Origin of the sequence: Palleronia sediminis, from assembly GCF_004358695.1 — a bacterium.
GTDB lineage: Bacteria > Pseudomonadota > Alphaproteobacteria > Rhodobacterales > Rhodobacteraceae > Palleronia > Palleronia sediminis.
Map to the genome: position 1 here is coordinate 70,058 of NZ_SNAA01000002.1, position 26,862 is coordinate 96,919.

Here is a 26,862-nt window from a genome sequence, read left to right on the forward strand (position 1 = left end):
TAGACCGGGCGCGACAGATGACAAAACGACAGTCACCGGGACAGAGACGACCATGGCCGACGAAATCGAGTTCGACACAGACGACCTGCAACGCCGCATGGAAGGCGCGATGACCGCCCTGCGGCACGAGTTCGCCTCGCTGAGGACGGGTCGGGCCTCGGCCCAGATGGTCGAGCCGATCATGGTCGACGCCTATGGCCAGCCGACACCGATCAACCAGGTGGGCACCGTCAACGTGCCCGAGCCGCGGATGGTCACGATCACGATCTGGGACAAGCAGCTCATCGGCAAGGCCGAGCGCGCGATCCGCGAGTCGGGGCTCGGCATCAACCCGGTGATCGACGGGCTGACCATCCGCCTGCCCATCCCCGAGCTGAACGAGGAACGCCGCGCCCAGCTTGCCAAGGTCGCGGGCACCTATGCCGAGAACACGCGCGTCGCCATCCGCAACATCCGCCGCGACGGCATGGATCGGCTGAAAAAGGCCAAGGCCGCCGGCATGTCCGAGGACGACCAGAAGGTGTGGCAGGGCGAGATCCAGGACATGACCGACAGCTTCATCAAGCGCATCGACGATGCGCTCGAGGGCAAGCAGGAAGAGATCATGCAGGTCTGAGCGCATTCGCACCCGGCGTCGCGCCGACGCACCAATCCGGCGAATAATCGCCCAAGATCGGCCAAGCCGGGTAGACGGGGCGCCCCGCCACGCGCAAAGACGGCGCAATCGACACAGACGCCTGACCCGAGGAGCGCCCGAATGGCCGCCCAGCCCGAACAGACCGGCCCGCGACACGTCGCCTGCATCATGGATGGCAATGGCCGCTGGGCCGCCCGGCGCGGCCGGCCGCGGCTCATGGGCCACCATGCCGGCGCCAAGCGCGTCAAGGAGGTCGTGCGCGCCTGCCCGCAGCTCGGCGTGAAATACCTCACGATCTTTGCCTTCTCGACCGAGAACTGGAAACGCACCCAGACCGAGGTGGCCGGGCTGATGAAGCTCTTTCGCCGCTATATCCAGGCCGAGGCGCGCGACCTGCTGGCCGAGGGGGTGCGCGTCCGTTTCATCGGGGATCGGGTGCGGCTCGATGCCAAGCTCGTCAAGATGATGGACGAGCTCGAGCTGCTGACCTCGCGCAACGACCGGGTGCACCTGACCATCGCGCTGAACTACGGCGGCCGCGACGAGATCGGGCGCGCGACCAAGCGGCTCGCGGCCGAGGTGGCGGCGGGTCGGGTCGATCCCGCCGATGTCGACGAGACGGTGCTGGCGCGGTTCCTCGACACCCATTTCCTGCCCGATCCCGATCTCGTGGTGCGCACGAGCGGCGAGGCGCGGATCTCGAACTTCCTGCTGTGGCAATCGGCCTATGCCGAGTACGAGTTCATCGACACGCTCTGGCCCGATTTCACGGCCGAGGTCTTTGCCCGCGTGGTGTCGAACTACGGCAACCGCGAACGACGTTTCGGGGCCGTGCCGGCATGAGGCAGGGCGGCCGCTGGGACGATCTCGGCGAACGGCTCGGGGTGGGCGCGGTCGTCGCGGCCATCGGTCTTGCCTGCGTCTGGGTCGGCGGCGTCGTCTTTTCGCTGCTGACCATCGTCATCGCCGGCGTGATCGTCTGGGAGCTCGTGCGCATGCTCGACCGGACGGCGCCCGCGGGGGTCATCGCCATCGGCTCGGCCGCCGCGCTGGCGGTGGCCGAGTTCCTGCCCCCCGGCTATGCGCTGCCTTTGCTGCTGGCGCCGGTCTTTGCCGGGTTCAGCCAGCTTGCGCAGCGGCGCGCGACATTCGCCATTTTCACCCTGCTGATCCTGATCGCAGGGTTCGGGCTGAACGTCTTGCGCGTCGATTTCGGATTCCTGTGGATGATGTGGCTGGCGCTCGTCGTCATCGTGACCGACGTGTTCGGCTATTTCGCCGGGCGTTTTATCGGCGGGCCCAAGTTCTGGCCGCGCGTCAGCCCGAAAAAGACATGGGCGGGCACCGTCGCGGGATGGGTCGGTGCGGCCTTTGTCGGTGGCGGCTTCGCGTGGTACACCGATGCCACGACGCAGCTTGTCCCCGTGTCGATCGCGATCTCGATGGCCTCGCAGATGGGCGATATCGCCGAAAGCGCGGTCAAGCGGCGCGTCGGCGTCAAGGACAGCTCGTCGCTCTTGCCGGGCCATGGCGGGCTTTTCGACCGGTTCGACGGGATGCTCGGCGCGGCGGTGTTCCTGCTGCTGACCGAACAGCTCATCGGCTTTCCTCCGGGCTCGGCGGGCTAGGCTCATGCGGCGCGTGTCGATCTTCGGGGCCACCGGCTCCATCGGGCAAAGTACGCTCGACCTCATCGGGCGGCGCCCCGAGGCGTTCCGCGTCGTGGTCCTGTCGGGGGGCGGCAATATCGCCATGCTGGCCGAACAGGCCCGCAGGTTCCGCCCCGAGCTGACCGTGACCGCCGACGAGGCGCGCGGCCCCGAACTGGCCGAGGCGTTGGCGGGCGAGGGGCTGGAGACGGCGGCGGGGCGCAGCGCGCTGATCGAATCCGCCTCCCGGCCCGCCGACTGGATCATGTCGGGCATCGTCGGGGTCGCCGGGCTCGAGCCGGGGCTGGTCGCGTTGCGGCAGGGCACGACGCTGGCGCTGGCCAACAAGGAATCGCTCGTCGCCGCCGGCCCCCTGCTGATGGAGACCGCGCGCCGGCACGGCGCGACCGTGCTGCCCGTGGACAGCGAACATTCGGCCGTGTTCCAGGCGCTCGTCGGGGAGGATATCTCGGCGGTCGAGCGGGTCATCATCACGGCAAGCGGCGGCGCGTTCCGCGACTGGCCTCTCGAAAGGCTGGCCCATGCGACACCGGCCGAGGCCGCGACCCATCCCAACTGGGACATGGGACAGCGCATCACCATCGATTCGGCCTCGATGTTCAACAAGGCGCTGGAACTTATTGAAACAAAAGAGTTCTTCGGGATCGACCCCGCGCTGATCGAGGTGCTCGTCCACCCCGAGTCGCTGGTTCACGCGATGGTCGGGTTCTCGGATGGCGGGCTCATGGCGCATGTCGGGCCGCCCGACATGCGCCACGCAATCGGCTATGCGCTGAACTGGCCCGACCGCGCCGCGATCCCGGTCGAGCGACTGGATTTCGCGGCGATCGGCGCGCTGAGCTTCCGGGCGCCGGACGATCGGCGCTGGCCCGCGCTGCGTCTCGCGCGCGAGGTGATGCAGGCCGGCGGGCTGGCCGGGGCCGCGTTCAACGGCGCCAAGGAACGCGCACTCGATCATTTCATCGCCGGGCGCATCCCGTTCCCGCGCATGGCCGAGCTGGTCGAAGAGGTGCTGGGCGCGCGGGACTGGTCGGCAGGCGACGGGGTCGCGGCGCTCGAGACGGTGCGCGAGGCAGATGCCGACGCACGCCGCCGCGCGGACGCCGCGGTGGCGGGGTAGGCCGGCGGCCTTCCATCTCGCGATCGTTCAAATACCGGACAGTTCGCCGCAGCGGGCTTACGCTTGGCTAACGGTTCGGGTGATATCGCCGGAACGCGGCGTGATGACCTGACGCGGGCGCATGCGCGCCCTGCGAGGAGCTTTGAATGGACGGACTACTTTCCCTGCTGCCCGGTTTCGGATCGGTCGCCTTCACCGTGCTGGCCTTCATCATCGCGCTGAGCGTGATCGTCGCCATCCACGAATACGGCCATTACATCGTGGGGCGGTGGTCCGGCATCCAGGCCGACGTGTTCTCGGTGGGGTTCGGGCCGGTGCTGTTCGCCCGCACCGACAGCCGCGGCACGCAATGGCAGGTCGCGGCCCTGCCGCTGGGCGGTTACGTCAAGTTCCGCGGCGATGCCGACGTGGCAAGCATGGCGCAGGCCGATACGCCCGGTCTCGACGACGAGGCGCGGCGCGCGACCATGTCGGGCGCGCCGCTCTGGGCGCGGTCGGCGACGGTTGCCGCGGGGCCGCTGTTCAACTTCGTCCTGTCTTTCCTGCTTTTCGCCGCGGTCCTGATGCTGCGCGGCGTGGCCAGCGACCCGTTGACGGTCGAGGATCTGCGCCCGCTGCCGCAGGAGATGGCGACGCTCGAGCCGGGCGATGCGCTTTTGCGGATCGAGGGGCGCGAGGTACCGTCGCTCGACGGGTTCGACGCCTTCATCGCGGATCTGCCGGTGGCGCCACGGCTCGACTATACCGTGAATCGCGACGGGGCCGAGACGGTGATCGAGGGGCCCTATCCCTATCCGCCGCTCGTCGCCGGCGTCTCGCCCGAAAGCGCGGCCATGGCCGCGGGGCTCGAGGCGGGCGATGTCATCACGGCGGTCAACGGCACCGAAATCTTCGCCTTCGACCAGTTGCGCGAGGCGGTCGAGGCCACGGGCGGCGCGCCGCTCGATCTGGAGATCTGGCGACCGGATGCGGATGGCGGGGGCGACACGCTGTCGATCACGCTCGAGCCCAAGCGCACAGATCTGCCACTCGCCGATGGCGGGTTCGACACGCGCTGGATGATCGGCGTGTCGGGCGGGTTCTATATCGTGCCCGAAACGCGCCGGCCCGGCGTGATCGAGGCCGCGCGCTATGGCGTCGAGCAGACGGCGTTCATCGTGCGCGCCAGCCTTTCGGGGCTCTACAACATGGCCACGGGCCAGATCTCGAGCTGCAACCTGCGCGGCCCGGTCTCGATCGCGCGCACCAGCGGCGTGGCCGCCAGCCAGGGCGCGCTGAGTTTCCTGCATTTCGTGGCGCTCCTGTCGACGGCGGTGGGGCTGCTGAACCTCTTTCCGATCCCGGTGCTCGATGGCGGGCACCTGGTGTTTCACGCCTACGAAGCGGTGTCGGGCAAGCCACCGGGCGTGCGGGTGATGAACGTGCTCATGGCCATCGGGCTGGCACTTATGGGTCTCTTGATGGTGTTCGCGCTCAATAACGATTTCTTCTGCCCCTGATCGCGCCGCTGCCTTGGAAGGATCGCTTCGGCGCCCGATTCCCGTCACAATCGGGCGTCAGACCAGACGCGACCGATCCACCACACGGGAGCGATCCGCGATGCGTTATCTCGACATGTCCCCCCGCGGGCTGAACCTCATCCTGCGCCTCAATGCCGACAGGCTTCTTTTTCCCGTTGCGATCGGGCTTGCCCTGATCGCCGCGAGCATGATGGCCAGCCAGTAAGCGATTGCTTCCGCTAGTAAATTTTGCGCCGTCGCGGTGCGGGCCCGGTCATGCCGGGCCCTAGTGCATCGCCGGCAAGCCTGCGGGTTTCGCATTTTGACAAGGACGGGCAATCCCGATACTCACGCAAAAGGGATGTCTGGGATTGGATCAATCGAATGGCTCGTAAGGTCACGGTGATCGGTGCGCGAGCCGGTCTTGTCGCTCTCCTCAACGGGGGGAGCCTTCTCGGTCTGTCCGCCGCGGCAGCCGTCATCGTCCCGAGCGTGTCCCTGGCCCAGAGCTACCAGATCTCGCGCATCGCGATCGAGGGCAACCAGCGCGTCTCGGCCGCCACGATCCTCAGCTATCTCGCGCTTCGCCAGGGCAGCGCCGTTTCGGCGGGCGAGCTCAACGCCGCCTATCAGCGCGTCCAGAACTCGGGCCTGTTCGAGACCGTCGCGCTCGACCCGCAGGGCGGAACGCTGGTCGTGCGCGTGCAGGAATATCCCATCGTCGGGCAGATCAGCATCGAGGGCAATCGCCGCCTCGACGATGCCGCGCTGAACGAACTCATCTCGTCCGTGCCGCGCCGGGTCTACAACCCCGCGCTGGTCGAGCAGGACGCCCGCGCCATCGCCGACAGCTACGAGGAACGTGGACGCCTGGCGGCGGTGGTCAATCCGCGGATCATCCGCCGCGACAACAACGTCGTCGACGTCGTGTTCGAGGTGGCCGAAGGCGCCGTGACCGAGGTCGAGCGGATTTCCTTTGTCGGCAACCGCAGCTTCTCCGACAGCCGCCTGCGCCGCGTGTTGCAGTCGAAACAGGCCGGACTGCTGCGCCAGATCATCCAGAGCGATACCTATATCGCGGACCGGATCACGCTCGACCGGCAGCTCCTGACCGATTTCTACCAGACCCGCGGCTTCGTAGATTTCCGCATCCTCAACGTCAGCAACGAATTCTCGCGCGACCGCAACGCGTTCTTTACCCAGTTCAACCTGCAAGAGGGGCAAAGCTACGATTTCGGTCGTGTCACCGTATCCTCCGACGTGCCGAGGCTCGACGTCACGGATTATCGCGCGCTGGCCCGGATCCGGCCCGGATCGACCTATTCGCCGCGCGAGATCGACAACGCGATCACCCGGCTGGAACGGCTCGCCACGCGGCGCGGCCTGAACTTCGTGCGCGCCACGCCCGAGATCACCCGCGACGAGCGCAACCTGTTGCTCAACGTCGATTTCCGGCTCGAACGCGGACCCCGCATCTTTGTCGAGCGGATCGATATAGAGGGCAACCAGACGACGCTCGACCGCGTGATCCGGCGCCAGTTCGACACGGTCGAGGGCGATCCGTTCAACCCGCGCGAGATCCGGGCCGCCGCCGAACGCATCCGCGCGCTCGGCTATTTCGAGGATGCCTCGGTCGAGGCGCGCGAGGGCAGCGCCCCCGATCAGGTCGTCGTCGATGTCGACGTGATCGAGCAGCCGACCGGGTCGCTGAACTTCGGCGGCACCTACTCCACCGATAGCGGGGTGGGCGTGAATATCGGCTATCGCGAGGACAACTTCCTCGGTCGTGGCCAGCAGCTTGCCGCGCAGGTCAACACGGCCTCGGGTTCCGAGACGGTGCGGCTGTCTTTCGCCGAGCCGGCCTTTCTGGGCCGCGACCTGACCTTCCGCTTCGACGCGTTCTACGAGACGACCGATTTCGACGAGGCCGCGTACAACACCCGCGTCGTCGGGTTCTCGCCCTCGATCTCGTTCCCGGTCAGCCTCAACGGGCGGGTGGCGCTACGCTATCGCCTGTCCGAGGACACGATCTTCGACGTCGATCGCAAATCCTCGCCGATCCTCAAGCGCGAAGAGGGCGGGCAGTTCACCTCCTCCGTGGGCTACAGCTACACCTACGATACGCGGATCGACGGTCTGGACCCCAATTCGGGCATCAAGTTCAGCTTTGGCCAGGATTTCGCCGGGCTGGGCGGCGATACCGAATACATCAAGACGACGGCCGAGCTGACCGGGCAAAAGCTGGTCTGGAACGAGGAAATTGCGCTGCGCGGCACGCTCGAGGGGGGCGCGATCCACGCGCTTGGCGGCGACGCGACCCGCGTGACCGACCGCTTTTTCCTGAACTCCCGCCAGCTTCGCGGGTTTGAGCCGCTGGGCGTCGGTCCTCGCGACCTCATCGCCCCCAACGAGGATGCGCTTGGCGGCAACTATTACGTCGCCTCGCGGATCGAGGCCGAGTTCCCGCTGGGTCTGCCCGAGGAATACGGGATGACGGGCGGCGTGTTCTTCGACGCCGGGTCGGTCTGGGGGCTCGACGACACGCGCGGCCGCAAGGGGCAAGAGGTCGATGACGGCTTCGCGCTGCGCTCGGCCATCGGCGTCTCGCTCTTCTGGGATACGCCGCTCGGGCCGCTGCGCTTCAACTTTGCCGAAGGGATCGCGTCCGAGGATTACGACCGCGAACGCAGCTTCAATGTCACGATCTCGACTGCCTTCTAGACGAACCGCCATTCTCGGCGCGGTGGTCTCGCTCGCGCTCTGGGCGGCGCCGGCCGCGGGGCAGAGTTTCGGGCAGGGGGTCAACCCGGTCGTCGTCGTCGACCAGGAGCGGCTGTTCCAGGAAAGCGCCTTCGGCGCCGCGGCCCTCGACGAGATCGAGCGGCAGAGCGAGGCGCTTGCCGCCGAGAACCGGCGCATCGAGGCCGAGCTTACCGAGGACGAGCGCGACCTGACCGAACAGCGCGCGACGCTGCCCATGGACGAGTTCCGGGCCAAGGCCAACGCCTTCGATCAGCGGGTTCAGCGGTTGCGCGACGAGCAGGACGTCAAGACCGCCGCGCTGACCCGGCTGCGCGACGCGGCGCGGCAGGGCTTTTTCCGGCAGGCGGCGCCGGTGCTCTCGGACCTGATGGCCGAGCTCGGCGCGACCGTGCTGCTCGACAGCCGCGAGGTGCTGGCCGTGGCCGGCGGCGGCGATATCACCGATCTGGCCATCGCCCGCGTCGACGCGGCGATCCCGCCCATGCCGGCCCCCCAAGGCGACGACGATCCGGTGCCGGGCGACGATGGCCCAGAGGGGAATGCGGACCGGCCCTGAGCGGCGCGCCGCGCGGGCTTCCTTGTCACCGGGGGGGGCGCTTGCTAGTCACGCGCCATACCGGCGGCGCGGTGCAGACCGCCGCCCCAATCGACGGAGGCACCGTGCCCGATCTGAAGACTGCCGATATCGACCTGATCCAGCGGATCATTCCCCATCGCTATCCCTTTCTCCTGGTGGACAGGGTGCGCGACATCGATGGCCAGAAATCGGCCACCGGGATCAAGAACGTCACCTTCAACGAGCCGCATTTCCAGGGCCATTTCCCCGGCGCGCCGATCATGCCGGGCGTGACCATCGTCGAGGCGATGGCGCAGACGGCGGCGGTCATGGTGGGGGTCGATCTCGACCTCGCCGACAAGAATTTCCTTGTCTATTTCATGGGGATCGAAAGCGCCAAGTTCCGCCGCAAGGTCGTGCCGGGCGACGTGTTGCACCTGCACGTCACGACCAGGCGCGGCGGCGGCAAGGTCTGGAAATTCTCGGGCCGTGCCGAGGTCGAGGGCGAGCTGGCCTGCGAGGCCGAGTTCACCGCGATGATGGACCTTCCCAAGTGAGCGTCCACCCCCAGGCCCGCATCCACCCCTCGGCCCTGATCGAGGACGGGGCCGAGATCGGCGCCGGCGCGTCGGTCGGCCCGTTCTCGGTGATCGGGCCGCGGGTGGTGCTGGGCGAGGGGGTCACGGTCAAGAGCCACGCGGTAATTGCGGGCATCACGCGGATCGGGGCGGGTACGACCGTCTTTCCTTTTGCCGTGGTGGGCGAACAGCCGCAGGATCTCAAGTTCTCGGGCGAAGAGACCCGGCTCGAGATCGGGGCGCGCTGCTCGATCCGCGAGCATGTGACGATGAACCCCGGCACGCGGGGCGGCGGCGGCGTGACGCGGGTGGGCGACGACGGCCTCTTCATGGCCGGCTGTCACGTCGCGCATGATTGCCAGGTCGGCAACCGGGTCATCATGGTGAACAATTCCGCGCTGGCCGGGCATTGCCGGATCGGTGACGGCGCGATCATCGGGGGCCTTTCGGGCGTGCATCAATGGGTGCGCATCGGGCGCGGCGCGATCATCGGCGCGGTGACGATGGTCACGGCCGACGTGATCCCCCACGCGCTGGTGCAGGCCCCGCGCGGCGAGCTCGAAGGGTTGAACCTCGTCGGGCTCAAGCGCGGCGGCGTCGGGCGCGACGACATCACCGCGCTGCGCGCCGCGTTCCAGATGCTCAAGCAGGGCGAGGGCGCGTTCCAGGATCGCGCCCGCCGCCTCCAGGACGAAACCTCGAGCGACTATGTCCGCGAGATCTGCGAGTTCATCCTGGCGCCCAGCGATCGCGGCCACCTGACCCCGGCATGAGCCTCGCGCTGATCGCCGGGCAGGGGCGTCTGCCCGCGCTGGTCGTCGCCGCCGCCCGGCCCGCGCGCGTTCTCGCGATGGAGGGGTCGGCCCCCGACACCGTGGCGCCCGATACCGTCTTTCCGCTCGAACGGCTCGGCTCGGTTCTGGCCGGGCTCAAGGCGGACGGGATCTCGCGGATTTGTCTCGCGGGCGCCGTCCGTCGCCCCGGTTTCGATCCCGCGCGGCTCGATGTAGCGACGCGGCCGCTGGTGCCGCGCCTGACGGACGCGATGGTGCAGGGCGACGATGCGGCGCTGCGCGCGCTGATGGCGATTTTCGAGGACGCCGGGCTGACCCCGGTCGCCGCGCAGGATCTCGTGCCCGATCTTTGCCCGCCGCCGGGGCCGCTTGGCGCTTGCGCGCCGGACGACAGCGCCCGGTCCGATATTGCGCGGGGGCTCGACGCGCTTTCGATCATGGGCGCGGCGGATGTGGGGCAGGGCTGCGTCGTGGCGCGGGGCCAGGTTCTTGCCGTCGAAGCGCTGCCCGGCACCGACTGGATGCTGCGCAGCATGGCCGCGCTGCGCGGGCCCGGCGATCTGGCCTGTCCCGCGCCCGCGGGCGGTGTGCTGGTCAAGGCCGCGAAGCCCGGTCAGGACCGCCGCGCCGACCTGCCCGCCATCGGCCCCGAGACGGTCGAACTGGCCGCGGCGGCGGGTCTTTGTGGCATCGCGGTCGAAGCGGGGGGCGTGATGGTGCTCGACCCGCCCGAACTGATCCGCGCGGCCGATGCGGCCGGGCTTTTCGTGGTCGTCGTGGCATGAGGGTGTTCCTCGTCGCGGGCGAGGCCTCCGGCGATGCGCTCGGCGCGGCGCTGATAGACGGGCTGACGGCGCTCGCCCCCGAAACGCGGTTCATGGGCGTGGGCGGCGCCGCGATGGAGGCGCGCGGGCTGCAATCGCTTTTCCCGATGACCGATCTGAGCGTCATGGGGCTGGCCGAGATCCTGCCGCGATACCTGCATCTGCGCCGACGCCTGACCCAGACGGTCGAGGCGGCATCGGCTGCGCGGCCCGACGTGCTCATCACCATCGACAGCCCCGATTTCGGCCTGCGCGTCGCGAAACGGGTCCGCGCGCGGCATCCCGTGCGCACGGTGCATTACGTCGCGCCATCGGTCTGGGCTTGGCGGCCGGGGAGGGCGCAGGCCATGGCGCCCTTTATCGACCAGGTGCTGGCGCTTTTGCCCTTCGAGCCGCCCTATATGGAGGCCGCGGGCATCCGCTGCGATTTCGTCGGCCATCCCATTGCCACCGAGCCACGGGCCGATCCGGCGGCGGTGGCGGCATTCCGGCAGGCCCGCGCCGATGGCGGCGCGCGGATCGTCACGGTGCTGCCGGGCTCGCGCGGATCGGAGGTCGCGCGGCTCGCCCCGGTTTTCGGCGCGGCGCTGGCTCGTCTCGGGACCGGGGGTCGGCGCCTGCGCGTCATCGTGCCGGCCGCGCCCGGTGTCGCCGCGGCCGTGCGCGCGCAGGTCGCCGGCTGGCCCGGCGCCGAGGTGATCGACGGGGGCGACGACGCGCTCAAGCGGGTGGCCTTTGCCGCGTCGGATGCGGCGCTGGCGGCGTCAGGGACCGTCTCGCTTCAGCTTGCGGCCGCGGGCACGCCGATGGTCATCGCCTATGATATGAACCCGTTGAGCCGTGCCATCGTGTCGCGCCTCTTGCGGGTCGGGACCGTCACGCTGGTCAATCTCGTGACCGGCCGCTGCGACGTGCCGGAATGCCTCGGGCGCGACTGCACGCCCGAGCGGATCGCGGCCGAACTTTCCGCGGTTCTCGACGACCCGGCGGCCCAGTCGGCCGCCCTGCGCGAGACGATGCGCGCGCTGGGGCAGGGCGGCGAGGATCCCGGCCTGCGGGCCGCGCGCGCCGTTCTGGACGGGTTGCGCTAGCCGCGGTGGATCCAGCCGCCGCCATGAACCCGCGTGCTGTCCGGATCGTAGAATACGCAGGCCTGCCCCGGCGACACGCCCTCTTCGGGGGTCATGAGTTCGACCTCGGCGGTGGTGTCGGATAGCGGCCGGATGATCGCCTCGCGCGGGGGGCGGGTCGAGCGGACCTTGACCGCAAGCGGCCATTCGCTGCGCGAGGTGAAGGGCGCATCGCCCAGCCAGTTGATTTCGCGAACGGGAATGCGGCGCGTGGCCAGCAGCTCTTTGGGACCGACGACGACCCGGCGCCGTTCCACGTCGAGTTTCACGACATAGAGCGGATCGGCGAGCCCGCCGATGCCGAGCCCGCGACGTTGACCGACGGTGTAGTGAATCACCCCCTCGTGCCGTCCCAGCACGCGGCCCTCGGTGTCGACGATCTCGCCCGGATCGGCGGCGCCGGGGCGCAGCTTTTCGATGACGGCCGCGTAGTCGCCGTTGGGGACAAAGCAGATATCCTGGCTGTCGGGCTTGTCGGCCACGCCCAGCCCGTGCCGCGCGGCCAGCGCCCGCGTCTCGGCCTTGGTGGCGAGCCCGCCCAGCGGAAACCGCAGAAAGCCGAGCTGTTCCGCCGTGGTCGAGAACAGGAAATAGCTCTGGTCGCGCGCGGGGTCGGCCGCGCGATGAAGCTCGGGGCCGAAGGCGCCCGTCTCGCGCCGGATATAATGGCCCGTGGCCATGCAATCGGCATCGAGATCACGTGCCGTCTCGAGCAGGTCGCGGAACTTGACCCTTTCGTTGCAGCGGATGCAGGGCACCGGGGTCGCGCCGGCAAGGTAGCTGTCGGCGAACTCGTCGATCACCGCCTCGCGAAAGGCGTTCTCGTAATCGAGGACGTAATGCGGAAATCCCATCGTCTCGGCCACGCGGCGGGCATCGTGGATGTCGCGCCCCGCGCAGCAGGCGCCCTTTTTCGCGAGGGCCGCGCCGTGATCGTAGAGCTGCAGCGTCATGCCGATCACGTCATAGCCCTGCGCGGCAAGCTCGGCCGCGACAACCGAGCTGTCGACGCCGCCGGACATGGCCACGACGACGCGGGTATCGGCCGGGGCCTTGTCGAAACCGAGCGAGTTGAGCGGCTGCCGGTCGAGCGCCATGATCGCGGTCCTTTCGGAAAATGAGCGTCCAAATATAGGAAAATGCGCCGTATTCGCAAGGCGGTAGGCAACGAATCCGAAACCATCGACGGTCATATTGGCCCCGTGAACGAAACGGGGTGAGACATGTATATCAAGAAAGTCGACGGAAAGCGCGCGATCAAGCTGCCGGGGGGCGGAACGATGACGCGGGCGGACCTGCCCGATCCCGCGACGCGCCGATGGGTGGCGAGCCGCAAGGCGGCGGTGGTGCGCGCGGTTCAGGGCGGGCTCATCGCGCGGGAAGAGGCGCGCGCGATGTATGCGCTCAGCGACGAGGAATACGCCTCGTGGGAAGAGGCGAATGCCCGCCACGGAGAAGAGGGCCTGAAAGCCACACGTCTGCAGCAAACCCGCGAAGGGTGACTCGCTTTTTGGTAAACCTCACCTTTTGATAAGGTCCTGTTAAGGGTATGGTCTTATGGATTGTCCCGCCAAGCTGCCAACGGGGTATCCCATGAGAGTTCTCCTTGTCGAAGACGATCCGACCACGTCGCGCAGCATCGAGCTGATGCTGACCCATGCCAACCTTAACGTTTACTGCACCGATATGGGCGAGGAAGGCGTCGATCTCGCGCGTCTTTACGACTACGACATCATCCTGCTCGATCTGAACCTGCCGGACATGCACGGCCATGACGTGCTGCGCAAACTGCGCCGGTCGCGGATCGAGACGCCCATCCTGATCCTGTCGGGGGCCGACGATACCGAGACGAAGCTCGCCGGGTTCGGGTTCGGCGCGGATGACCACCTGACCAAGCCCTTCCATCGCGAGGAACTGGTGGCGCGCATCCATGCGATCGTGCGCCGCTCCAAGGGGCATTCGCAATCGCTGATCCGCACTGGGCGCATCGTGGTCAATCTCGACGCCAAGACGGTGGAGTTCGACGGCCAGCCGATCCACCTGACCGGCAAGGAATACCAGATGTTCGAGCTGTTGAGCCTGCGAAAGGGCACGACGCTCACCAAGGAGATGTTCCTAAACCACCTTTATGGCGGCATGGACGAGCCCGAGCTCAAGATCATCGACGTGTTCATCTGCAAGCTGCGCAAGAAGATCGCCAAGGCGACCGGCGGCGACAACTACATCGAAACCGTCTGGGGCCGGGGCTACGTGCTGCGCGACCCGGAAACGGCCGATATCCCCGAAGGCGTGGCCTTCGCGGGCTAGACCCGCGGCGCGGGCGACTGGACGGACCGGTTCCGCTCTTCTAGATCCCGCGGGGGATGTTCGCGGAGGGTCGCATGGACGGGTCGGCAGATCGCACCGAGGTCGAGGCGCTGGATCGCGACGGCGCGCGGGCCGAGCTCGAGCGGCTGGCCAATCTGCTGTCGGAGGCGAACACCGCCTATCACGGGCAGGACGCGCCGTTTCTGACCGATGCCGAATACGATGCGGCCAAACGGCGCAACGCCGCCATCGAGGCCCGGTTTCCCGATCTGCGGCGCGATGACAGCCCTTCGGGGCAGGTGGGCGCGGCGCCTGCGTCGGGCTTTGGCAAGGTCGCACATTCCTCGCGGATGCTGTCGCTCGACAATGCCTTCGCCCCCGAAGACGTGGCCGAATTCGCCCGCGGCGTGCGCAGCTATCTCGGGCTCGATCCGGCCGCGCCGCTGGCCTTTACCGCCGAGCCCAAGATCGACGGGCTGTCGCTGTCGTTGCGTTACGAGGCGGGCGCGCTGGTTGTGGCGGCCACGCGGGGCGACGGTCGCACCGGCGAGGACGTGACCGCGAATGCGCGGTTCATCGACGATATCCCCACGACCCTCGAGGGCGCGCCCGAGCTCGTCGAGATCCGCGGCGAGGTCTACATGACCCATGACGATTTCGCCGCCCTGAACCGGCGGCAGACCGATGCGGGGGCCAAGGTGTTCGCCAACCCCCGCAATGCCGCGGCCGGCTCGCTGCGCCAGCTCGACCCCGAGGTGACGCGCGGCCGCCCGTTGCGCTTTTTCGCGTATGCCTGGGGCGAACTGTCCGAGCCGCTGGCCGAGACGCAGATGGGCGCGCTGGCCCGGCTGGCAGAGCTGGGCTTTGTCACCAACCCGTTGACGGCGCGTTGCGAAACGATCGACGACATGCTTGCGCATTATGGCCTGATCGAGGATCGGCGCGCCGCGCTCGGCTATGATATCGACGGGGTCGTCTACAAGGTCGACGACCTCGCGCTGCAACGGCGCCTCGGCACGCGCTCGACCACGCCCCGCTGGGCCATCGCGCACAAGTTTCCCGCCGAACTGGCCTGGACGCGGCTCGACCGGATCGAGATCCAGGTCGGCCGGACCGGGGCGCTGTCGCCGGTCGCGCGGCTCGACCCGGTGAATGTGGGCGGTGTGCTCGTCTCGAACGCGACGCTCCATAACGAGGATTACATCGCCGGGCGCGATGCCAAGGGCACCGCGATCCGCGAGGGGCGCGACATTCGCGAGGGCGACCGTGTGCAGGTCTATCGCGCGGGCGACGTCATTCCCAAGATCGCCGATGTCGACCTGTCCCGCCGTCCGGCCGGGGCGGTGCCTTTCGTCTTTCCCGAAACCTGCCCCGAATGCGGATCGGACGCCATCCGCGAAGAGGGCGACGCGGTGCGCCGTTGCACCGGCGGGCTCATCTGCCCCGCGCAGGCCATCGAGCGGCTGAAACATTTTATCAGCCGGGCGGCCTTCGATATCGAGGGGTTCGGCGCGCGTCTGGCCGAGGATCTCTATCGCGACGGCTGGATCGCCGAGCCCGCCGATATCTTTACCCTTCAGGCCCGGTTCGGCCCCGGCTGCCCGCGCCAGTTGCAGAACCGCGAGGGCTGGGGCCCTCAATCGGCGTCCAAGCTCTTTGCCGCCATCGAGGCGCGGCGCCGCATCCCGCTCGACCGGTTTCTTTTCGGCCTGGGCATCCGTGAGGTGGGCGAGGTCGCAGCCGCCGACCTGGCCCGCAGTTTCACAAGCTGGACAGCCCTGTGCGACACGCTCGACCGCGCGCCCGAGGCCGCGCGCGCCCGCCTGGCCGAGGTCGAGGCCGTCGCGGCGGAGCGGGAGCATGCCCACGCCGAGAACCGCAGGCCGCGCATCGCCGATGTGGTCGCCAGGACATGGCAGGACGTGCCCGAGACCGCGCGCGACGCCTGGCGCCACCTGACCGATATAGACGGGATCGGCCCCGCCGTCGCGGTGTCAATCGTGACGGCCTTTGCCCAGCGGGCCGAGCGGGGCGCCATCGACCGGCTCGCGGCCGAACTGACCATCGAGGACGTCACGCCGCCCGCCACCACCGGCAGCCCGGTCGCCGGCAAGACGGTGGTGTTCACCGGCACGCTCGAACGGATGACCCGCGCCGAGGCCAAGGCGCGCGCCGAGGCCCTGGGCGCCAAGGTTTCGGGTTCGGTCTCGGGGCGCACCGATCTGCTGGTCGCGGGGCCGGGCGCCGGCTCCAAGGCCGCCAAGGCCGCCGAGCTGGGCATCGAGGTGATCGACGAGGATGCCTGGCTGGCTCTCGTCGACGGGGCATGAGCCGCCCCGACATCCTTTTCCCGCTTTTCGCCGACCTGACGGGGTTGGAGGGCGTCGGGCCGAAAACGGCCAAGCTGTTCCAGCAGATCAAGGTCGCGACGCCGCGCGATCTGCTGATGACGCTGCCCCATTCGGGCATCGACCGGACGCGGCGGGCCTCGGTTCTCGACGTGGTGCCGCCCGCGACCGTCACGGTCGAGGTCGAGATCGGCCGCCATATCCCGCCCCGCGGTCGCGGCCCCGCCCGCGTCGAGGTCAGCGATGCACGCACGACCTTCCAGCTCGTGTTCTTTCACGCGCGCGGCGACTGGCTGGAACGCAGCCTGCCCACCGGGGCGCGACGGCTCGTCTCGGGGCGGGTCGAGCTTTTCGACGGGATCGCACAGATGACCCATCCCGACCATATCCTCGCGCCCGAGGATGCGGCCGAGATCCCGCCATTCGAGCCGGTCTATCCCCTGACCGCCGGCCTGTCGCAGCGTCTCGTCGCGCGCGCCGTGGGCGCGGCGCTGGCCCGCTGCCCCGACCTGCCCGAATGGATCGACCCCGATCTGCGCGCGCGCGAGGGCTGGCCCGGCTGGTCCGAGGCCATCGCCGCCGCCCATGCGCCGCAGGGCCCGGCCGATATCGCGGCCGACGCGCCAGCCCGCGCGCGGCTCGCCTATGACGAACTTTTCGCCCACCAGTTGACGCTGGCGCTTGCCCGTGCGCGCCGGGCCGCCCGGCCGGGGCGGTCGAGCGTGCCGACGGGGCGGCTTCAGTCGCGGGTGCGCGCGGCCTTGCCCTATGCGCCGACGGCCGCGCAGGAACGCGCCATCGCCGAAACCGGCGAGGATCTCGCCGCCCCGCGGCGCATGAACCGCCTGCTCCAGGGCGATGTGGGCGCCGGAAAGACGCTGGTGGCGCTGATGGCCCTGCTGGGCGCGGTCGAGGCGGGCGGGCAGGGCGTCATGATGGCCCCGACCGAGATCCTCGCCCGGCAGCATCTCGAAAGCTTGCGGCCGCTGACCGATGCGGCGGGCGTCGTGCTCGAGATCCTCACGGGGCGCGACAAGGGGGCGGAGCGTGCCGCCAAGCTCGCGGCGCTGGCGCGCGGCGATATCCAGATCCTCGTCGGCACGCATGCCGTGTTCCAGCCCGACGTGGTCTTTTCCGATCTGCGGCTCGCGGTGATCGACGAACAGCATCGGTTCGGGGTGTCGCAGCGGCTGGAACTTGGCGCCAAGGGTCAACGCGTCGATGTGCTGGTGATGACGGCCACGCCGATTCCGCGCTCGCTCAGCCTTGCGCAATACGGCGATATGGATGTCAGCGTGCTGGACGAAAAGCCCGCCGGGCGCCAACCCGTGACCACCGCGCTCGTCTCGACCGAGCGTATGGCGCAGGTGGTCGACCGCCTGCGCGCCGCCATCGCGGAAGGGCGGCAGGCCTATTGGGTCTGCCCGCTGGTCGAGGAAAGCGAGGTGTCGGACCTGACCGCCGCCGAAGAACGGTTCCGCATCCTGCGCGCGGCCCTCGGCGAGGGGATGGTCGGGCTGGTCCACGGGCAGATGCCACCCGAGCGCAAGGATGCGGCGATGGCGCGGTTCAGCACCGGCGAAGTTCCGGTGTTGGTCGCCACGACCGTGATCGAGGTCGGCGTGAACGTGCCCGCCGCGTCGATAATGGTGATCGAGCGCGCCGAGACATTCGGTCTGGCGCAGCTCCACCAGCTTCGCGGTCGGGTGGGGCGGGGGGCGGCGGCCTCGACCTGCCTGCTGATGTACCAGCCCCCGCTCAGCGACGGGGGCAAGCGGCGGCTCGAGATCCTGCGCCAGACGGAAGACGGGTTCCGCATCGCCGAAGAGGACCTGGCCATGCGCGGGGCCGGCGACCTGATCGGTCACGCGCAATCGGGATTGCCGCGCTTTCGCATCGCCGATCTGGAACGGCAGGCGGCGCTTCAGGCGACGGCGCAGGCCGATGCGCGTCGCCTGATCGCGGTGGACCCATCCCTTGAAACCCCGCGCGGCATGGCCGCCCGCACCTGCCTGTGGCTGATGGAGCAGGACAAGGCCATCCGCCTCATGGGGGTCGGATAGCGCTTTGTTCCGCTTTGTTCGCGAAAGTTCTTGCCCGGCCCACCGAATCGTGAGAACAAAGTGACAACGGAAAGCGGAACGGGAGGCCGAGCAGATGATACGGGACGTCAAGGCGATCGTGGCGCGCGGGGATGACCTCGTCGGGGATTTCATCGGTGCGGCGGCGCTTGTGGTCCTGTTCGTGGGCGCATTGCACCTGACCGCTTTCCTCTAGGGTTCTGTCCGCGTCGCCGTCACGTCGGCCCGCCGCATCCAAGGCTTAGCGATGCGCCTGTCCTGCCGCGGGGAAACCCCTTTGGGCCGATCGGTAAGACGCCACTCGCCGCCGCCATCCCGCAAGGGGATGCGCGGCGGCTTTTTCTTGCGGCTACGGGGGTATGTCAGGCCGCGATGTCAGGCGCAGGCGGCTTTCTCGGCCTCGGCCACCGCCTCGGCCGTCGCGTCGAGCGTCAGAAGGATCGAGGCATGGCGGTTCTTGTAGTCGCGCGCCGGGCTCAGCACCTCGAGCCCGTCGAACGGGGCTTGCGGGGCAGGGCCGTCGTCTTTCAGCATCGCGCGCAACTCGTCCCGTGCGGTTTCGATCTCGGCGCGGCTGCGGCCGATGACGACGCGACCGACCACCGACGCGGCCGCCTGACCGAGCGCGCAGGCCTTCACGTCCTGCGCGAAATCGGTCACGCGCCCGTCGGACACCGTCACGTCGACCGTTACCGTCGATCCGCAAAGCGGAGAGCGTTTGCGCACGCTGGCCTGCGGCGCGTCGAGACGGCCGACATGCGGCATGTCGGCGGCCAGTTCCAGGATGCGGCCCGAATAGAGCTTGATGAGATCGGTTTCGGCCATGGCTTTTCCTCCGGGCGTCCGGCCTCTAGATAGGGCAATCGCGGCCCGCGGAAAAGGAGTGCGCAGATGGCTTTCGACCCCGATGGATTGCGCTTTGACGACGCGGGGCTGATCCCCGCCATCGCGCAGGATGCGTCCAGCGGCGCCGTGCTGATGATGGCCTGGATGAATGCCGAGGCCGTTCGCCGCACGCTGGAGACCGGCCGCGTCACGTACTGGAGCCGGTCGCGGCAGGCCTTTTGGGTCAAGGGCGAAACCTCGGGCAATTTGCAGCACCTGGTCGAGATGCGAATCGATTGCGATGCCGATTGCCTGCTGTTGCAGGTCCGCCAGGACGGGCCCGCCTGCCATACGGGCCGGCAGAGCTGTTTCTACACCGCGATCCGCGATGGCGATGCGGTCGAGATCATGCGCCCCGCGTAAGCCCGACCATCGCGCGGATATCGGCGGGGCGCGCCCCCGCCTCGCGATAGGTGCGCAGCGCGCGGGCATCGTTGCGCTTGGCCAGCCGCTTTCCCTGCGCGTCGCGGATCAGTCGGTGATGGTGATAAACGGGCGAAGAAATCCCCATAAGCCGCTGTAGCAGAACGTGTATCGCCGTTGCATCCTGCAAATCGCGCCCGCGCACCACGTCCGTTATGTCCTGCGCCGCATCGTCGAGCACCACGGAGAGATGATAGGACGTGCCCATATCGCGCCGCGCCAGCACGATATCGCCGACCTCCTGCACCAGACGGTCCGCGCCGATCTCGATATCGCGGCCCGTGTCGTGAAACCGGATGGGCCCGGTGCGGGCAACGGCGCGGTCCATGTGCAGCCGGATCGCCGCGCCCGCGGCATCGCGCCCGGCCGTCTTGCAGGTGCCGGGATAGATCGGGCCGTCGGGGCCGGTGGCGACCCCCTCCTGCGGGGCCGATGCGGCCTCGGCGATGTCGCGGCGCGTGCAGGTGCAGGCATAGGTCAACCCCATTGCGCCCAGGCGGTCGAGCGCCGCGCGATAGACGCCCAGCCGCTCGGACTGGCGCATCACGGGGCGCGGCCAGTCCAGCCCCAGCCACGACAGATCGTCGAATATCGCGGCCTCCCATTCGGGGCGGGACCGGCTGAGGTCGATATCCTCGATCCTCAGCAGGAACGTCCCGCCCGACTCCTGCGCCATGTCAAAGGCGGTCAGCGCCGAAAACGCGTGCCCAAGATGCAGCGGACCCGTCGGCGAAGGCGCAAATCGGGTGCGCATCCGCTCAGGCCGGCAGAGGCGCGGCCGTCGTCTCGAGCCACGCGGCCCAATCGGCCTTGGCGCGGTCGGTATAGGCCTTGTACCGGGCCGGACGGTTCCGCCGCCCGCCCTTGAGATCGACCGGGGGGAACAGCCCGAAATTGACGTTCATCGGCTGGAACGTCTTGGCGTCGGCACCGCCGGTGATATGGCTGACCAGTGCGCCCATGGCGGTCGTCGGGGGAACGGGCGGCACCGCGCGCCCCGCGATCTCGGCCAGCGCGAACCGCCCCGCCAAAAGGCCCATCGCCGCGGATTCGACATAGCCCTCGACCCCGGTGATCTGCCCGGCAAAGCGCAGGTTCGGCCGTGATTTCAGTCGCAGTTCGTGATCGAGCAGGGTCGGCGAGTTGATGAAGGTGTTGCGGTGGATCCCGCCGAGCCGGGCGAAACCGGCATTCTGAAGACCGGGAATCATCCGAAATACAGCGGCTTGCGCGCCATACTTCATCTTGGTCTGAAAGCCCACGATATTGTAGAGCGTGCCGAGCGCGTTGTCCCGCCTAAGCTGCACGACCGCCCAGGGTTTCACGTCGGGGGCGTGGGGGTTGGTCAGGCCCACGGGTTTCATCGGTCCGTGCCTCAGCGTCTCGCGCCCACGCTCGGCCATCACCTCGATCGGCAGGCAGCCGTCGAAATACTGCGCCGTCTCGCCCTCGTGGAACTCGGTCTTTTCGGCGGCAAGAAGCGCGTCGATGAACGCCTCGTAGGTGTCGCGATCCATCGGACAGTTGATATAGGCGGTGAGTTCGTCCTCGGTCTCGCCCTTGTCATAGCGCGATTGCCGCCATGCCGCGCTCAAGTCGATCGTGTCGGCATGGACGATGGGGGCGATGGCGTCGAAAAACGCGAGCTGATCGGCCCCGGTCTCGGCGCGGATCGCCTGCGCCAGCGCGCCCGAGGTCAGCGGCCCGGTCGCGATGATCCAGTGACCTTCGCGCGGTATGTGATCTATTTCAGTGCCTTGCACATCGATATTCGCGTGGGACTTGAGCTTTTCGGTCACGGCCACGGCAAAGGCGTCGCGGTCGACGGCCAGCGCGCCCCCGGCGGGCAGGCGGTGCCGGTCGGCCATCTCCATGATGAGCCCTCCGGCGCGGCGCATTTCCCAATGCAGCAGCCCCACGGCGTTCTGTTCGTCGTCATCCGACCGGAACGAGTTGGAGCACACCATTTCCGCAAGATGCCCGGTGTGATGCGCGAATGTGCCGATCTTGGGGCGCATCTCGTGGATGACGACGCGCAGCCCGGCCCGTGCGGCCTGCCAGGCGGCTTCGGACCCGGCCATCCCGCCGCCGACGATATGCAGAGTTTCGGTCATGATCGCTCCGGTTTGGTGTAATTCGAGACGAAAGCGGCCGAGATTGCCCCGCCGCGTTCACCTTTCGTCAAGCCCGGATCGGGGAGGCTGGACCTGCGCGGGTGGCGTCGATCACGCCTCGTCCGTGTCGCCCGTTCCGGTGGCGCCGTCGATCTCGGCCTCGACGATGTCCTCGGCATTCTGCTCGGCGATCCAGGCCACGGACACGACGTCCTCGCTCTCGCCGGTGTTGAACACCTTGACGCCGCCCGCACCGCGCGAGCGGAACGAGATGCCCTCGACCGGGACGCGGATCGACTGCCCGCGCGAGGTCGCCAACATGATCTGGTCGTCGAGATCGACCGGGAACGACGAAACGAGAGGACCGCCGCGCATGGCCTTGTCCATCGCCATCACGCCTTGCCCGCCGCGCCCGCGCACGGGGTAGTCATGCGACGAGCTGAGCTTGCCCGACCCCTGTTGCGTCACGGTCAGGATCAGGTCCTCGGCCGCGGACATCTCGGCATAGCGTTCGGGCGAGAAATCCGACGCCTCGCCGGCCTGCTCGTCCTCGTCGGCCTCGGGCTCTTCGGTGACGCCGGCGGTGGCGCGGCGCATCTTGAGATAGGTCATCCGCTCTTCGGGGGTGGCCTCGAAATGGCGGATGATCGACATCGACACGACCCGGTCGCCATCGGCCAGCCGGATGCCGCGCACGCCGGTCGACTTGCGGCCCTTGAACACCCGCAGGTCGGTGACGGGGAACCGGATGGCGCGCCCGAGCGCGGTCACGAGCATCACGTCATCGGCCTCGGAGGCGATCCGCGCATTCACGAGGCTCACACCCTCGGGCAGGTCCATCGCGATCTTGCCGTTGCGCATGACGTTGGTGAAATCCGACAGCGCGTTGCGCCGGACATCGCCCGCCGAGGTGGCGAACACGATCTGCAGCTCGTCCCAGTCCTCTTCGGGCCGGTCGACGGGCATGATGGCCGCGATCGACACACCGGGCGGGATCGGCAGGATATTGACCACGGCCTTTCCGCGCGAGGTCCGCCCCCCCTGCGGCAGGCGCCAGGTCTTGAGCTTGTAGGCCATGCCGTCGGTGGTGAAGAACAGAAGCTGGTCGCGCGTATTGGCCACGAAAAGCGTCGTGACCACGTCCTCGTCCTTGAGCCCGCCGCCCGACAGCCCCTTGCCGCCGCGGCGCTGCGACCGGAACTCGGCCAGCGACGTGCGCTTGACATAGCCGCCCTGGGTAACGGTCACGACCATGTCCTCGGGCTCGATCAGGTCCTCGTCGAGCATGTCGCCCGCCCAGTCCTGGATCTCGGTGCGGCGCGGGACGGCAAAGCTTTCGCGAACCTCGCGCAGCTCGTTGGAGATGATCTCCATCACGCGGTCGCGCGATCGAAGAATGTCGAGGAAGTCCTTGATCTTGCTCGCAAGATCTTCGAGCTCGTCGGTCACTTCCTTGACGCCGAGCTGGGTCAGCCGTTGCAGCCGCAACTCGAGGATGGCGCGGGCCTGCACTTCGGACAGGTTATAGGTTCCGTCCTCGTTCATCGTGTGGCTCGGGTCGTCGATCAGCCGGATGTAGGGGGCGATCTCGGCCGCGGGCCAGCGCCGTTCCATCAGGCTCGCGCGCGCCTCGGCGGCGTCGCGGCTGGCGCGGATGGTGGCCACGACCTCGTCCACGTTCGACACCGCGACCGCGAGACCGCAGAGCACATGCGCCCGCTCGCGCGCCTTGCGCAGCTCGAACGCGGTCCGGCGGGCGACGACATCCTCGCGGAAGGTGATGAAATGCGTGAGGAATTCGCGCAGCGTCAGTTGCTCGGGGCGGCCGCCATGCAGCGCCAGCATGTTGCAGCCGAAGGAGGTCTGCATCGGGGTGAACCGCCAAAGCTGGTTCAGCACCACGTCGGGGGTCGCGTCACGCTTGAGCTCGATCACCACGCGGACGCCGACGCGGTCGGATTCGTCCTGAACGGCCGAGATGCCTTCGATCTTTTTCTCGCGGGCAAGTTCGGCGATGCGTTCGACCATGCTGGCCTTGTTGACCTGATAGGGCACCTCGTCGATGACGATGGCAAAGCGGTCCTTCCGAATCTCCTCGATCCGGGTCTTGGCGCGGATCACCACGCTGCCGCGCCCTTCGAGATAGGCCTTGCGCGCACCGGCACGGCCCAGGATCTGCCCGCCCGTGGGGAAATCGGGCGCCGGCACGATCTCGAGCAGGCGGTCGGTCGACAGGTCGGGATCCTCGATCAGCGCGAGCGTCGCGTCGATCACCTCGCCGAGATTGTGGGGCGGGATGTTCGTGGCCATGCCGACCGCGATCCCCCCCGCGCCGTTGACCAGCATGTTGGGAAAGCGCGCGGGCAGGACCGTCGGCTCGAGATCCTTGCCGTCGTAATTGTCCTGGAAATCGACGGTGTCCTTTTCGATATCGGCCAGGAGGGATTGCGCCGGCCGGTCCATGCGCACCTCGGTATAGCGCATCGCGGCCGGGTTATCGCCGTCCATCGACCCGAAATTGCCCTGCCCGTCGAGCAGCGGCAGCGACATCGAGAAATCCTGCGCCATCCGCACGAGCGCCTCGTAGATCGCGCTGTCGCCATGCGGGTGATACTTGCCCATGACATCGCCCACGGGCCGCGCGGATTTGCGGTAGGGCTTGTCATGCGTGTTGCCGGTCTCGTGCATGGCATAGAGAATGCGCCGATGCACCGGCTTGAGCCCGTCGCGCAAATCGGGGATCGCGCGGCTGACGATGACCGACATCGCATAGTCGAGAAACGAGGTCCGCATCTCGTCGGCGATATCGATGGTCGGCCCGTCATGGCGCGGGCCGTCGGGCCCCGCGGGTCCGGCGTCGATCTCTTCGGGCGGTTCGGGCGTATCGCTCAAGGTGGTGGCCTTTTTGGCTTGGGCGTCGTCGGTCCTGTCGGGCGGGGTATATCAGCTTCGCGGGGCCGGTCGCAATGGCGCGCGGCCCGCTGGCAGCCGCCACCCACCGCTGCCAACAGATTGTTTTCGTTGATTTTCACTCGCGGCGTTCCAGAATCATCCATTGGGGGGAGCGATTCGAGGAGAGATTGCCATGACGGAGGCAACGGAAACCGAACTGATGCTCAAGGGCTATGGGCTGACCACGGCCGAGCTGTTCTACAGGATGCCCGATTATCGCAACGTGCTGAACAGCTATATCTGGCAGGATTACGACCTCGCGCCGGATCACGACCGGCTGCTGAACTTCGTGTCCTTCTGGAAACGCGAGATCGAGGGGGAGCTTCACTCGGTGCGCTTCACCCATCGCAAGCTGATCGCGCCGGGCGAATGGCGCCAGATCGCGGGCGAGTTTCCCGTGCATTGATGCCAGGCGCCCCGGCCCGAAACCGGACCGGGGCAGGGGGGATCTCAGATCACCATGAGGTCGAGCGGCGGAAAGCCGTTGAACCCGACGCTGGCATAGGTCGAGGTATAGGCCCCGCAATTCGCGATCACGATGCGGTCCCCCGCGCGCAGCGTCAGCGGAAGCTGGACGGGACGCTTTTCATACAGCACGTCGACCGAGTCGCAGGACGGACCGGCCAGGATGCAGGTGCCGGTATCGTCGCCGTCGCGCGCGGTCTCGAACTGGTAGCGGATCGCCTCGTCGGTGGTTTCGGCGAGGCCCGAGAACTTGCCGATATCGAGATAGACCCAGCGGTGCAGGTCGGTTTCCGACTTGCGGCTGACCAGCAGAACCTCGGCCGCGATCTTGCCCGCATCGGCGACCATGCCGCGGCCGGGCTCGGCCATGACATGCGGCACATGGCCGAAGCGCTCGGTCACGAGCGCCATCACCTGTGCGGCATACTCGGTCGGCGCGTCGATCTCGTCGCCGTAAAACGCCGGGAACCCGCCGCCGATATTCAGCAGCGACAGCGCGAAACCCTCGGCCCGCGCCGCGTGCCACAGGCCCGCCACCTGGTCGAGCGTGCCCGCCCATTGCGCCGCGCGCCGGGTTTGCGAGCCGACATGGAACGACAGCCCCACCGGGTCGAGCCCGAGTGCCGCGGCGTGGTTCAGCAGCGGAATCACCCGGTCCGAGGCGCAGCCGAACTTGCGGGTGAGCGGCCAGTCGGCGCCGTTCGGCTCGGAGATCACGCGGATATAGACGCGCGCGCCGGGGGCGTGCTGCGCGATCTTTTCCAGCTCTTCCTCGGCATCGGCGGCAAAGAGGTCGATCCCGACGCCATGCGCAAAGGCGATGTCGGCCGCGCGCTTGATCGTGTTGCCAAAGCTGATCCGGTCGGGCCGCGCGCCCTGGCTCAGGCACAGCTCGATCTCGGCGCGCGAGGCGGCATCGAATCCAGAGCCCTCGCGCACCAGCGTCGAGATGATCTCGGGCGCGGGGTTGGCCTTGACGGCATAGTGAATGACCGCGTGGCCCAGCCCGTCGGACAGGGCGCGATAGTTCTCGGCCACCAGCGCGGTGTCGAGCACGAGCGTCGGACGCTCGAACGCCGTGCGCGCGATCACCGCATCGATGCGGGCATCGCGGGGCAGGTCGAACTCGGTAAGGACGTTGCCGGCGGAGCCGGGGAAATAGGCGGTCATGGCATCTCCAATGGGACCGGAGCCAAGAAGGCTCGAAGCGACACGGGAGACGTTACCGTCGCTGCATGTTGCGGATCGGGTCCGGCGACCAGAGGCGCGTGCGTTGGCGTCTGGGCGGGCATATGAGGCCGGCGGCAGACGTAATCAAGGGGCCATTTCGCGCCCGCCCAGCATCGCGCGGGCCGTGGCTGCGGCGCATCACCGCCTCAGCGCGGCGCACGGCCCGGCCGCTCGGGCGTAAGCCAGTCGGGCCAGCCCCAGACCCGTTCGATCGCAAAGAGCAGAACGCAGATCGCCACGATGGCGAGCACGAATTTCACCCGGCCCATCGAAGGCGGGTTGTGCGCCCAGCGTCGCGCGCGCAGCAGCCAGGACAGGTTCATCGACTCTCCTCCGGACGCGGGCGGGATGGGGGCGGCGGCACCCGCGCGGCCGCGCCCGCAGGCCCGCGCGATGCAGTTTCCTGCCACGGCCCGGCGGCCGATGGAACGGGCCGGGGATCGAGGCCGCGGTTGAATCCGGGGGCCATCCCCTTAAGGTCATGGC

The 26,862-nt window shown here is 68.3% G+C and carries 25 protein-coding genes; 18 read left to right on the plus strand and 7 right to left on the minus strand.

All coding sequences use genetic code 11. The features are described from left to right. The first annotated feature begins 52 nt into the window (after window positions 1-52). The 12 genes from frr to lpxB all read left to right on the plus strand — a co-directional run bounded on the left by frr (window position 53) and on the right by lpxB (window position 11,532). Entirely contained in the window at window positions 53-616 is a 564-nt protein-coding gene (frr, locus tag E2L08_RS02600) for a ribosome recycling factor (protein WP_133395504.1), read from the plus strand. A 141-nt stretch (window positions 617-757) separates the two neighbouring features. Further along, complete coding sequence (uppS, locus tag E2L08_RS02605) at window positions 758-1,480, plus strand: polyprenyl diphosphate synthase (RefSeq protein WP_133395505.1); 723 nt, start codon at window positions 758-760, stop codon at window positions 1,478-1,480. After that, window positions 1,477-2,265, plus strand: a complete 789-nt coding sequence (locus tag E2L08_RS02610) for a phosphatidate cytidylyltransferase (protein ID WP_133395506.1) — start codon at window positions 1,477-1,479, stop codon at window positions 2,263-2,265. The genes uppS and E2L08_RS02610 overlap by 4 nt, the downstream gene beginning before the upstream one ends. A 4-nt stretch (window positions 2,266-2,269) precedes the next feature. After that, entirely contained in the window at window positions 2,270-3,427 is a 1,158-nt protein-coding gene (dxr, locus tag E2L08_RS02615; RefSeq protein ID WP_133395507.1) for a 1-deoxy-D-xylulose-5-phosphate reductoisomerase, read from the plus strand. Window positions 3,428-3,573: 146 nt separating this feature from the next. After that, complete coding sequence (gene rseP, locus E2L08_RS02620; RefSeq protein ID WP_133395508.1) at window positions 3,574-4,926, plus strand: RIP metalloprotease RseP; 1,353 nt, start codon at window positions 3,574-3,576, stop codon at window positions 4,924-4,926. 100 nt (window positions 4,927-5,026) lie between these two features. After that, window positions 5,027-5,152, plus strand: coding sequence for a hypothetical protein (locus E2L08_RS17355; protein WP_276321512.1), 126 nt, complete (start codon window positions 5,027-5,029; stop codon window positions 5,150-5,152). A gap of 158 nt (window positions 5,153-5,310) precedes the next feature. Further along, complete coding sequence (gene bamA, locus E2L08_RS02625; RefSeq protein WP_133395509.1) at window positions 5,311-7,647, plus strand: outer membrane protein assembly factor BamA; 2,337 nt, start codon at window positions 5,311-5,313, stop codon at window positions 7,645-7,647. Next, window positions 7,622-8,245, plus strand: coding sequence for an OmpH family outer membrane protein (locus E2L08_RS02630; protein WP_133395510.1), 624 nt, complete (start codon window positions 7,622-7,624; stop codon window positions 8,243-8,245). The genes bamA and E2L08_RS02630 overlap by 26 nt, the downstream gene beginning before the upstream one ends. A gap of 104 nt (window positions 8,246-8,349) precedes the next feature. Further along, complete coding sequence (fabZ, locus tag E2L08_RS02635; protein WP_133395511.1) at window positions 8,350-8,802, plus strand: 3-hydroxyacyl-ACP dehydratase FabZ; 453 nt, start codon at window positions 8,350-8,352, stop codon at window positions 8,800-8,802. Further along, on the plus strand, window positions 8,799-9,596 hold the full coding sequence (lpxA, locus tag E2L08_RS02640) for an acyl-ACP--UDP-N-acetylglucosamine O-acyltransferase (protein WP_133395512.1): 798 nt from the start codon (window positions 8,799-8,801) through the stop codon (window positions 9,594-9,596). Before fabZ ends, lpxA begins: the two co-directional genes overlap by 4 nt. Beyond that, complete coding sequence (locus E2L08_RS02645; protein ID WP_133395513.1) at window positions 9,593-10,402, plus strand: LpxI family protein; 810 nt, start codon at window positions 9,593-9,595, stop codon at window positions 10,400-10,402. Before lpxA ends, E2L08_RS02645 begins: the two co-directional genes overlap by 4 nt. Beyond that, entirely contained in the window at window positions 10,399-11,532 is a 1,134-nt protein-coding gene (lpxB, locus tag E2L08_RS02650) for a lipid-A-disaccharide synthase (protein ID WP_133395514.1), read from the plus strand. The genes E2L08_RS02645 and lpxB overlap by 4 nt, the downstream gene beginning before the upstream one ends. Here lpxB and mnmA read toward each other — a convergent pair. Further along, window positions 11,529-12,668 carry a tRNA 2-thiouridine(34) synthase MnmA gene (gene mnmA / locus E2L08_RS02655; protein WP_133395515.1) on the minus strand — a complete coding sequence of 380 codons (1,140 nt, stop codon included), beginning with the start codon at window positions 12,666-12,668 and terminating at the stop codon, window positions 11,529-11,531. The genes lpxB and mnmA overlap by 4 nt on opposite strands. Window positions 12,669-12,794: 126 nt before the next feature. Here mnmA and sciP point away from each other — a divergent pair, with 126 nt between their 5' ends. The 4 genes from sciP (at window position 12,795) to recG (ending at window position 18,289) form a co-directional block, all read left to right on the plus strand. Further along, window positions 12,795-13,073 (plus strand): CtrA inhibitor SciP, encoded by a 279-nt coding sequence (gene sciP / locus E2L08_RS02660; protein ID WP_133395516.1) that lies wholly within the window; start codon window positions 12,795-12,797, stop codon window positions 13,071-13,073. Window positions 13,074-13,164: 91 nt separating this feature from the next. Then, window positions 13,165-13,878, plus strand: a complete 714-nt coding sequence (ctrA, locus tag E2L08_RS02665) for a response regulator transcription factor CtrA (protein ID WP_133395517.1) — start codon at window positions 13,165-13,167, stop codon at window positions 13,876-13,878. 74 nt (window positions 13,879-13,952) lie between these two features. Then, window positions 13,953-16,208: an NAD-dependent DNA ligase LigA gene (gene ligA / locus E2L08_RS02670; RefSeq protein ID WP_133395518.1), complete on the plus strand. Its 2,256-nt coding sequence runs from the start codon at window positions 13,953-13,955 to the stop codon at window positions 16,206-16,208. Further along, the gene (recG, locus tag E2L08_RS02675) at window positions 16,205-18,289 is read left to right on the plus strand and encodes an ATP-dependent DNA helicase RecG (protein ID WP_133395519.1); all 2,085 of its coding nucleotides are present in this window, start codon (window positions 16,205-16,207) and stop codon (window positions 18,287-18,289) included. Before ligA ends, recG begins: the two co-directional genes overlap by 4 nt. A gap of 393 nt (window positions 18,290-18,682) precedes the next feature. Here recG and E2L08_RS02680 read toward each other — a convergent pair whose 3' ends face one another. Further along, window positions 18,683-19,132 carry an iron-sulfur cluster assembly scaffold protein gene (locus tag E2L08_RS02680; protein ID WP_133395520.1) on the minus strand — a complete coding sequence of 150 codons (450 nt, stop codon included), beginning with the start codon at window positions 19,130-19,132 and terminating at the stop codon, window positions 18,683-18,685. A gap of 66 nt (window positions 19,133-19,198) precedes the next feature. Here E2L08_RS02680 and hisI point away from each other — a divergent pair, with 66 nt between their 5' ends. Further along, on the plus strand, window positions 19,199-19,555 hold the full coding sequence (gene hisI, locus E2L08_RS02685; RefSeq protein ID WP_133395521.1) for a phosphoribosyl-AMP cyclohydrolase: 357 nt from the start codon (window positions 19,199-19,201) through the stop codon (window positions 19,553-19,555). On the opposite strand, the gene gluQRS is transcribed toward hisI, so the two are convergent. The 3 genes from gluQRS to gyrA all read right to left on the minus strand — a co-directional run bounded on the left by gluQRS (window position 19,539) and on the right by gyrA (window position 24,621). Beyond that, a complete protein-coding gene (gluQRS, locus tag E2L08_RS02690; RefSeq protein WP_133395522.1) occupies window positions 19,539-20,369 on the minus strand; it encodes a tRNA glutamyl-Q(34) synthetase GluQRS in 831 nt (276 codons plus the stop codon). The two genes, hisI and gluQRS, sit on opposite strands and share 17 nt — an antisense overlap. 4 nt (window positions 20,370-20,373) lie before the next feature. Next, entirely contained in the window at window positions 20,374-21,729 is a 1,356-nt protein-coding gene (gene trmFO, locus E2L08_RS02695; protein WP_133395523.1) for a methylenetetrahydrofolate--tRNA-(uracil(54)-C(5))-methyltransferase (FADH(2)-oxidizing) TrmFO, read from the minus strand. Window positions 21,730-21,840: 111 nt separating this feature from the next. Continuing rightward, the gene (gyrA, locus tag E2L08_RS02700; RefSeq protein ID WP_133395524.1) at window positions 21,841-24,621 is read right to left on the minus strand and encodes a DNA gyrase subunit A; all 2,781 of its coding nucleotides are present in this window, start codon (window positions 24,619-24,621) and stop codon (window positions 21,841-21,843) included. A gap of 193 nt (window positions 24,622-24,814) precedes the next feature. Between gyrA and E2L08_RS02705 the strand changes: the two genes are divergently transcribed. Then, window positions 24,815-25,087 carry an usg protein gene (locus E2L08_RS02705; protein ID WP_133395525.1) on the plus strand — a complete coding sequence of 91 codons (273 nt, stop codon included), beginning with the start codon at window positions 24,815-24,817 and terminating at the stop codon, window positions 25,085-25,087. 44 nt (window positions 25,088-25,131) lie between these two features. On the opposite strand, the gene E2L08_RS02710 is transcribed toward E2L08_RS02705, so the two are convergent. After that, the gene (locus E2L08_RS02710; protein WP_133395526.1) at window positions 25,132-26,316 is read right to left on the minus strand and encodes a type III PLP-dependent enzyme; all 1,185 of its coding nucleotides are present in this window, start codon (window positions 26,314-26,316) and stop codon (window positions 25,132-25,134) included. Window positions 26,317-26,522: 206 nt separating this feature from the next. Beyond that, a complete protein-coding gene (locus tag E2L08_RS16935; RefSeq protein ID WP_168771033.1) occupies window positions 26,523-26,699 on the minus strand; it encodes a hypothetical protein in 177 nt (58 codons plus the stop codon). Window positions 26,700-26,862: the final 163 nt, after the last annotated feature.